The organism is Corallococcus sicarius, from assembly GCF_003611735.1.
Lineage (GTDB): Bacteria > Myxococcota > Myxococcia > Myxococcales > Myxococcaceae > Corallococcus > Corallococcus sicarius.
In genome coordinates this window covers 1-6,383 of sequence record NZ_RAWG01000430.1, presented here as the reverse complement: position 1 = coordinate 6,383, position 6,383 = coordinate 1, and the positions used below count along the sequence as shown (strand labels likewise).

General features: G+C 70.5%; 7 protein-coding genes. 4 read left to right on the top strand and 3 right to left on the bottom strand.

Annotated elements, in window-relative coordinates; translation table 11 throughout:
• Window positions 1-3: 3 nt before the first annotated feature.
• The 4 genes from D7X12_RS37830 to D7X12_RS37815 all read left to right on the top strand — a co-directional run bounded on the left by D7X12_RS37830 (window position 4) and on the right by D7X12_RS37815 (window position 3,355).
• Entirely contained in the window at window positions 4-1,551 is a 1,548-nt protein-coding gene (locus D7X12_RS37830) for a YiiX/YebB-like N1pC/P60 family cysteine hydrolase (RefSeq protein WP_244225023.1), read from the top strand.
• An 8-nt stretch (window positions 1,552-1,559) separates the two neighbouring features.
• Complete coding sequence (locus tag D7X12_RS37825) at window positions 1,560-1,835, top strand: hypothetical protein (RefSeq protein WP_120630031.1); 276 nt, start codon at window positions 1,560-1,562, stop codon at window positions 1,833-1,835.
• An 84-nt stretch (window positions 1,836-1,919) separates the two neighbouring features.
• Complete coding sequence (locus D7X12_RS37820) at window positions 1,920-2,744, top strand: SirB1 family protein (RefSeq protein WP_120630032.1); 825 nt, start codon at window positions 1,920-1,922, stop codon at window positions 2,742-2,744.
• A gap of 41 nt (window positions 2,745-2,785) precedes the next feature.
• The gene (locus tag D7X12_RS37815; protein WP_120630030.1) at window positions 2,786-3,355 is read left to right on the top strand and encodes an NUDIX hydrolase; all 570 of its coding nucleotides are present in this window, start codon (window positions 2,786-2,788) and stop codon (window positions 3,353-3,355) included.
• On the opposite strand, the gene moaC is transcribed toward D7X12_RS37815, so the two are convergent.
• From moaC to trxB, 3 genes are read right to left on the bottom strand one after another with little or no spacing between them, the layout of a single operon-like run.
• Window positions 3,352-3,792 carry a cyclic pyranopterin monophosphate synthase MoaC gene (gene moaC, locus D7X12_RS37810; RefSeq protein WP_120616046.1) on the bottom strand — a complete coding sequence of 147 codons (441 nt, stop codon included), beginning with the start codon at window positions 3,790-3,792 and terminating at the stop codon, window positions 3,352-3,354. The genes D7X12_RS37815 and moaC overlap by 4 nt on opposite strands.
• Window positions 3,789-4,988 carry a trans-sulfuration enzyme family protein gene (locus D7X12_RS37805; protein WP_120630029.1) on the bottom strand — a complete coding sequence of 400 codons (1,200 nt, stop codon included), beginning with the start codon at window positions 4,986-4,988 and terminating at the stop codon, window positions 3,789-3,791. The genes moaC and D7X12_RS37805 overlap by 4 nt, the downstream gene beginning before the upstream one ends.
• Entirely contained in the window at window positions 4,985-5,950 is a 966-nt protein-coding gene (gene trxB, locus D7X12_RS37800) for a thioredoxin-disulfide reductase (protein ID WP_120630028.1), read from the bottom strand. The genes D7X12_RS37805 and trxB overlap by 4 nt, the downstream gene beginning before the upstream one ends.
• Between the last annotated feature and the right edge of the window lie 433 nt (window positions 5,951-6,383).

Here is a 6,383-nt window from a genome sequence, read left to right as displayed (position 1 = left end):
AGATTGTATAAGAGACAGGTCGAGCCGGTACGTGCCCTCCCTGCGCTCGGAGACGTGTACGACCTGGACGAGGAGGCCTTCGTCGCCCAGGCCCGCCGCGACCTGGAGGCGCTGCGCCAGGGTGCCGAGGGGCTCCGGCGGATCCAGGCGGAAGCCGCCCGCTCGCGCGCGCTGTACCGGCAGAAGCAGAGCGTGCCGTACACCCCGGACGAGAAGCAGCTGCTGGTGTCCACCTGGGCGGCCTTCTTCGACTGCTTCGTGGCCACGGAAGGGGTGCGCCAGCGCTACTGGGAGTTCCTCAAGGTGCCGTCGCTCACCCAGCCCCGGAAGCACGCCTGGGGCTTCCTGCTCACCCACGCCGCGCTCGCCGCGGAGCTGGCCCAGGGGCTGCGCTACGTGGAGCTGGCCGCGGGCCAGGCGCAGTTGGAGGTCCTGCTGGACGAGCCGGTCCCCCAGTACGGCCTGCCGCCGCGCACCTTCGGCCGCTTCAAGGAGCACGTGCTCCACGTGGGCACCACCACCCAGCTCTTCACCGGCGACGGCTACCGGGGCACGCTGCACCCGCTGCTCGCGAAGGCCGGCGTGCTGGACGACCCGGGCGTCCCCGCGCTGCTCCAGGCCATGCGGGACGACAGCCGCGCCGCGCGAGGAAGCCTCCTCAAGCGCGGCCCCGTGATGTTCGCCCGGGTGGTCGCGGACCTTACCCAGGACACCACCGCGCGCGCGGTGTTCCCGGTGCAGAAGACGGTGGCGGAGTGGATGGGCGACACCCGCGTGCGCCGCGCGGGCAGGCCCCTCATCTCGCGGGAGCAGGCGCTGAAGCTGCTGGAGCGCATGGCCCCGGGCGACGTGGTGCTGGCGCGGCAGAACTGGTTTCTCTCCAACATCGGCCTGCCGGGCTTCTGGCCGCACGCGGAGCTCTACGTGGGCACGGCCCAGGACCTGGCCCAGGCCTTCGACGCGGATGCGGACGTGAAGGCCTGGGTGGCCACCCTGCCCGGCCAGCCTCCGACGTTCACCGCGCACCTGGCGCGGGCCTTTCCCGCCAAGTGGGCCGAGTACACCGGCAAGGACGCCCACGGCGACCCGGTGCGCATCATCGAGTCCATCAGCGAGGGCGTGAGCTTCACCGGCGTGGAACACGGCCTGCGCGTGGACTACCTGGGCGTGCTCCGGCCGCGCCTGTCAAAACGGGACAAGGCCCGCGCCATCCTGCGCGCCTTCACCTTCCAGGGCCGCCCGTACGACTTCAACTTCGACTTCTTCTCCGACCAGACGCTGGTGTGCACGGAGCTGGTGTGGAAGTCGTACGCGCCCGCCAAGGACATGATGGGGCTGAGCATCCCCCTGGTGAACGTGGCCGGGCGCCGCACCCTGCCCGCGAATGAAATCGTGCGCCTCTTCGACGCCGAGTACGGCACCCCCACCCGCCAGTTCGACTTCGTCGCCTTCCTGGACGGACGCGAGGCCCGGGGTGACGCCATCGAAGCAAACGCCGAGGTCTTCCGTTACACCTACCAGCGCATGAAGTGGGACATCGCCCAGGAGTAGGCCACACCATGACGGAAGACACGGCGAACGAGCTGTTGGAGCTCGCCACCGCCCTCTACGAGCGGATGATTGCCCAGCAGCAGGCGAAGGTGCTGCGCCTGGCGCGCGAGGCGGTGCCCAACATCGGGCCGGAGGAGATGCGCAACCCGCACGACTTCCCCCAGCTGAAGGAGCACCCCTCCTTCGAGTTCGAGGACGGAATCCTGGCCGGACTGATTTCGGCGCACATGGCGCTGCGCGCGGAAATCAAGGGCCGGTTGCCTGCTACTCCCCCGGGGGCCTGACGCTCGGCTGCCTGCCTTTGCCGTAGGAGCTTCCGTGGGTTACTGGTGCGCACCGTGAGCTTTCCCTCTGGATTCGGCCCGCCGCTGGCACGCGAGCGGCTGGTGTCTTCCCTGGCCGCTGACCCTCCGCGCCTGGACCTGGCCGCGCTGGCCATCGCCACGCTGGGCCGGGTGGACCTGGACGCGGCGGCGTGTCTGCACACGCTGGACGCGCTCGCGTGCCGGGTGCAGCTGGAGGCCGAGAGGCTCAGCGAGAAGGGCGAGGCCCTGGCCTCCCTGCGCGCCCTGCGCCACGTGCTGGCGGACATCGAGGGGTTCCGGGGCAACGAGGACGACTACCACGCCCCGGACAACAGCTTCCTGGACCGGGTGCTGGAGCGGAAGGTGGGGCTGCCGATAACGCTGTCGGTGCTCTACCTGGAGGTCGCGCGCCGCGCGGGCATCCCGCTGTACGGCGTCCCCTTCCCCGGCCACTTCCTGGTGGCGTGCGACGCGGGCGACCACAAGCTGGTGATGGATCCGTTCCACCACGGCGACATCCTCACCGAGCACGGCTGTGAGGAGCTGCTCAAGCGCGTGGCGCCGCAGCTCAAGTTCGACCGCGCGATGCTCGCGCCCGCGCCGGTGGAGCTCATCGCCTACCGCATGCTGTCCAACCTGCGCCGCGTGTACCTGGGCCGCGACGAGAGCGAGCAGGGGCTGGCGGTGGTGGACCTGCTGCTCCTGCTGGCGCCGGACCACCCGGGAGAGCTGCGCACGCGCGCGGCGCTGCTCACCACGATGGGGGCCTACCGCGCGGCGCTCAAGGACGTGGAGCGCTGCCTGGAGCTGTCACCGGACGCGCCGGACCGCGAGCGGCTGGAGCTGCACGCGCGCGAATTGCGAGCGCGGGCCGAGCTGCTCAACTAGGCGAAGTCCCCCTGTGTCCCTGGCTGGAAGGAAGTCCCCGCATGTCGTCGGAGTCCGAGCCGAAGCTGAAGCCCTGGCCGCGCCTGCGCCGGGGGTTGGAGCATGACTTCGGCGTGGTGAAGGTGCGCGAGGACAAGGTGGCGGATCCGCGCACGCAGCAGGAGCACCCGCGCGTGCGGATGGAGTGCCCGGACTGGGTCAACGTCATCGCGGTGACGAAGGCGGAGGAGCTGGTGATGGTGCGCCAGTTCCGCTTCGGTATCGACGCGCCGACACTGGAGGTGCCCGGCGGCTGCATCGACCCGGGAGAGACCCCGGAGGCCGCCGCCGCGCGCGAGCTGGAGGAGGAGACGGGCTACCGCGCCGGGCGGCTGGAGTCCCTGGGCGCGGTGCACCCCAACCCGGCCTTCCAGCCCAACCGGTGCCACACCTTCCTGGCGCTCGACTGCGAGCGCGTGCACGAAGGGGACCCGGACGAGGGCGAGGACATCCTCGTGGAGCTGCACCCGCGCGCGGACATTCCCCGGCTCATCCTGGAAGGCCACATCACGCACTCGCTGGTGGTGGTGGCCTTCTTCCTGGAGCGGCTGCGCGCGGAAACAAAGCGCTAGGGAGCCTCGCGCTCCCACGTCCCGGAGCGACCGCCGGACTTGTGGTCCAGCTGCACGGCCTCAATCACCATGCCCCGGTCCACGCTCTTGCACATGTCATAGACGGTGAGCGCGGCGGCGCACGCGGCCGTGAGCGCCTCCATCTCCACGCCCGTGCGGTCCACCGTCTTCACCCGCACGCGGACCTCCAGCCCTTCGTCCACGGGCGTGAGCGTGACGTCCACGCCCGCGAGCGCGATGGGGTGGCACAGGGGCACGAAGTCCGGGGTGCGCTTGGCGGCCATGATGCCCGCGATGCGCGCCGCCGCGAGCACGTCCCCCTTCTCCACCTGCCCCGCGAGGATGCGCTCGCGCGTCGCGGGCAGCATCCGCAGCCGGGCCGTGGCCACCGCCACGCGCTCCGTCTTCGGCTTGTCGCCAACGTCCACCATCTTCACCGGCCGGCCCCCTTCGCCACCGCGGCGAGCAGGTCGTCCGCGACGTCGTCCGGATCCTCCAGCCCCACGGACACGCGGATGAGGCTGTCGCGGATGCCCGCCTGCGCGCGCTCCTCGGGCGTCATCCGCCGGGCGCTCGCGCTCGCCGCGTGCATCACCAGCGTGCCCACGTCCCCCAGCGACGGTCCGGGCTTGCACACCCGCAGCGCCTCCAGGAACCGGTCGCCTTCCTTCTGGCCCGCGCCCCGGATTTCAAACGCCACCATGGGCCCGAAGCCGCCCTCCAGCATCCGGCCCGCCACCGCGTGGTCCGGATGGGACGCAAGGCCCGGGTAGATGACGCGCTCCAGGAGCGGCGAATCCGACAGCCGCTTCGCCACGTGCCCAGCGTGCTCGTTGTGGGCCTTCATGCGGACCGGCAGCGTGCGCAGGCCGCGCAGCGTGAGCCACGCCTCGAAGGGACCCAGCACGTCCCCGGACAGGATGCGCGCCGAGCGCAGCGGATCCATCCGCGCCTTCGAGCCGCTCACCGTGCCGCCCAGGGCGTCGCTGTGGCCGTTGAGCCACTTGCTGGTGGACTGCACCGCGTAGTCCGCACCCAGCTCCAGCGCGCGCTGCCCGAAGGGTGACGGGAACGTCGCGTCCACAGCGAACACGGCCCCTGCGTCGCGGCAGGCCTCCGCGAGGGCGCGGATGTCCGGCACGCGCAGCAGCGGGTTGGAGATGCTCTCCGCCAGGACCATGCGCGGGCGCCACTCGCGGATGCGCGCGGGGGCGTCCGGGTCCGTCTGGTTGAGCGGCCGCAGCTCCACGCCCCAGCGGGCGCACAGGTTCTTGTAGAGGAGCCGGGTGACGCCGTAGCCGTCCGTGGGCATCACCAGCACGTCCCCAGCCTTCCACGGCTGCGCGTCGAAGAGCGAGCGCAGCGCGGCCATGCCACTGGCGTACGCGACGCACGCCTCGGCCCCCTCCAGCGCCGCCACCGCCTCCTCCAGCAGCGCCGCGTTGGGCGCGCTGATGCGGGCGTAGGCGTAGTCCTTGCCGTCCAGCGCGTCGGACAGGTCGTCGCTGCTGTCGAACCAGTTCACCGCCGCCGGGAAGATGGGCGGCATGACGGGCACGGCCTTGCTCCCGGTCAGCCGGGAGCCCGCGTGCACCGCCACCGTCTTCTGATTCGATCTCTGCTTCGTGCTCATTCGCCGTGCTCGATGAGCCAGCGCTCCGCGTCGATGGCGGCCATGCAGCCGGTGCCGGCGGCGGTGATGGCCTGGCGGTAGTAGCTGTCCTGCACGTCGCCGCAGGCGAAGACGCCGGGGATGTTGGTGCGCGTGCTGCCCGGCACCGTCTTGAGGTAGCCGCCCTGGTGCGTCTCCAGGATGCCCTGGAACAGCTCCGTGTTCGGCGTGTGGCCGATGGCGACGAACAGGCCCGTGGCGGTGACGAGCTGGCTGTCGTTCGTCTTGAGGTTGCGCACCACCGCGCCCGTCATGCCCTTGGGATTGCCCACGACCTCTTCCACCGCGGAGTTCCAGAGGAAGGAGATCTTCGGGTTGTTGAGCGCGCGCTCCTGCATCACCTTGGAGGCGCGCAGGGAGTCACGGCGGTGGATGATGGTGACGTGGTTGACGATTTTGGCCAGGTACGTGGCCTCTTCCATGGCCGTGTCCCCGCCGCCCACCACCAGCACGTCCTGCTTCTTGTAGAAGGCGCCGTCGCAGGTGGCGCACGCGGACACGCCGCGGTTCTTGTAGGTGTCCTCGCCCTTCACGTTGAGCCACTTGGCGGTGGCGCCAGTGGAGATGATGACCGTCTCCGAGCGCACCTGCATGCCGCTCTCGCTCTCCAGCAGGAAGGGCCGCTGGGAGAAGTCCACCTTGGTGATGTTCTCCATGTGCAGCGCGGTGCCGAAGCGCTCCGCCTGCTTCTGGAAGCGCTCCATCAGCTCCGGGCCGGTGATGGCCTCCGGGAAGCCGGGGTAGTTCTCCACGTCGGTGGTGACCATGAGCTGGCCACCGGGGACGCGCTGCGGGTGCTCCAGGGTGGGGCCACCGGCGAAGACGACGGGCTCCAGGTTGGCGCGCGCCGCGTAGATGGCGGCCGTGTAGCCCGCGGGACCTGAACCGATGATGGTGACCTTCTGAATCTTGTCCTGCGACACGGCGCCTCCTGCGCTGTTGCGTTTTCGGGCTGGGACGGTACCAGACGCCGTCCTTCAGGCCATGTTCCGTACCTGGACCCTATGGATGCCGCAGTCCTCAAGAAGGTTGCGCTCTTCGAGGGATTGACCCAGGGCCAGCTCGCCAGGGTCGCCCCTCCATACTCCCCTGGACGTTCGTCCGCACGCTGGGCAAGCGGCTCCGCGAGCTGAACGACAAGCTCAAGGGCTTCTTCGCCATCTCCTGCTTCTAGCGGTCGAGCCTCCCGTCTCCTCGCGCACTGAGAGCGCGGGTGGAGCACCGTTGTCCGTCTCACGCCCTGGCCCCTTCGTGCGCGCCTGGACGGGGCCCGCTCGCACGCCCCGGAGTGGGACGTCAGGGCACATGCCTTGCTCTGGGATGGCGGCGTGGAGGGAGGCGGGATGGAACAGGGCG

Excerpts from the sequence above, each read along its gene's own strand:
- D7X12_RS37825 (WP_120630031.1), top strand. The coding sequence starts at position 1,560 with ATGACGGAAGACACGGCGAACGAGCTGTTGGAGCTCGCCACCGCCCTC.
- D7X12_RS37805 (WP_120630029.1), bottom strand. The coding sequence starts at position 4,988 with ATGAGCACGAAGCAGAGATCGAATCAGAAGACGGTGGCGGTGCACGCG.
- D7X12_RS37815 (WP_120630030.1), top strand. The coding sequence starts at position 2,786 with ATGTCGTCGGAGTCCGAGCCGAAGCTGAAGCCCTGGCCGCGCCTGCGC.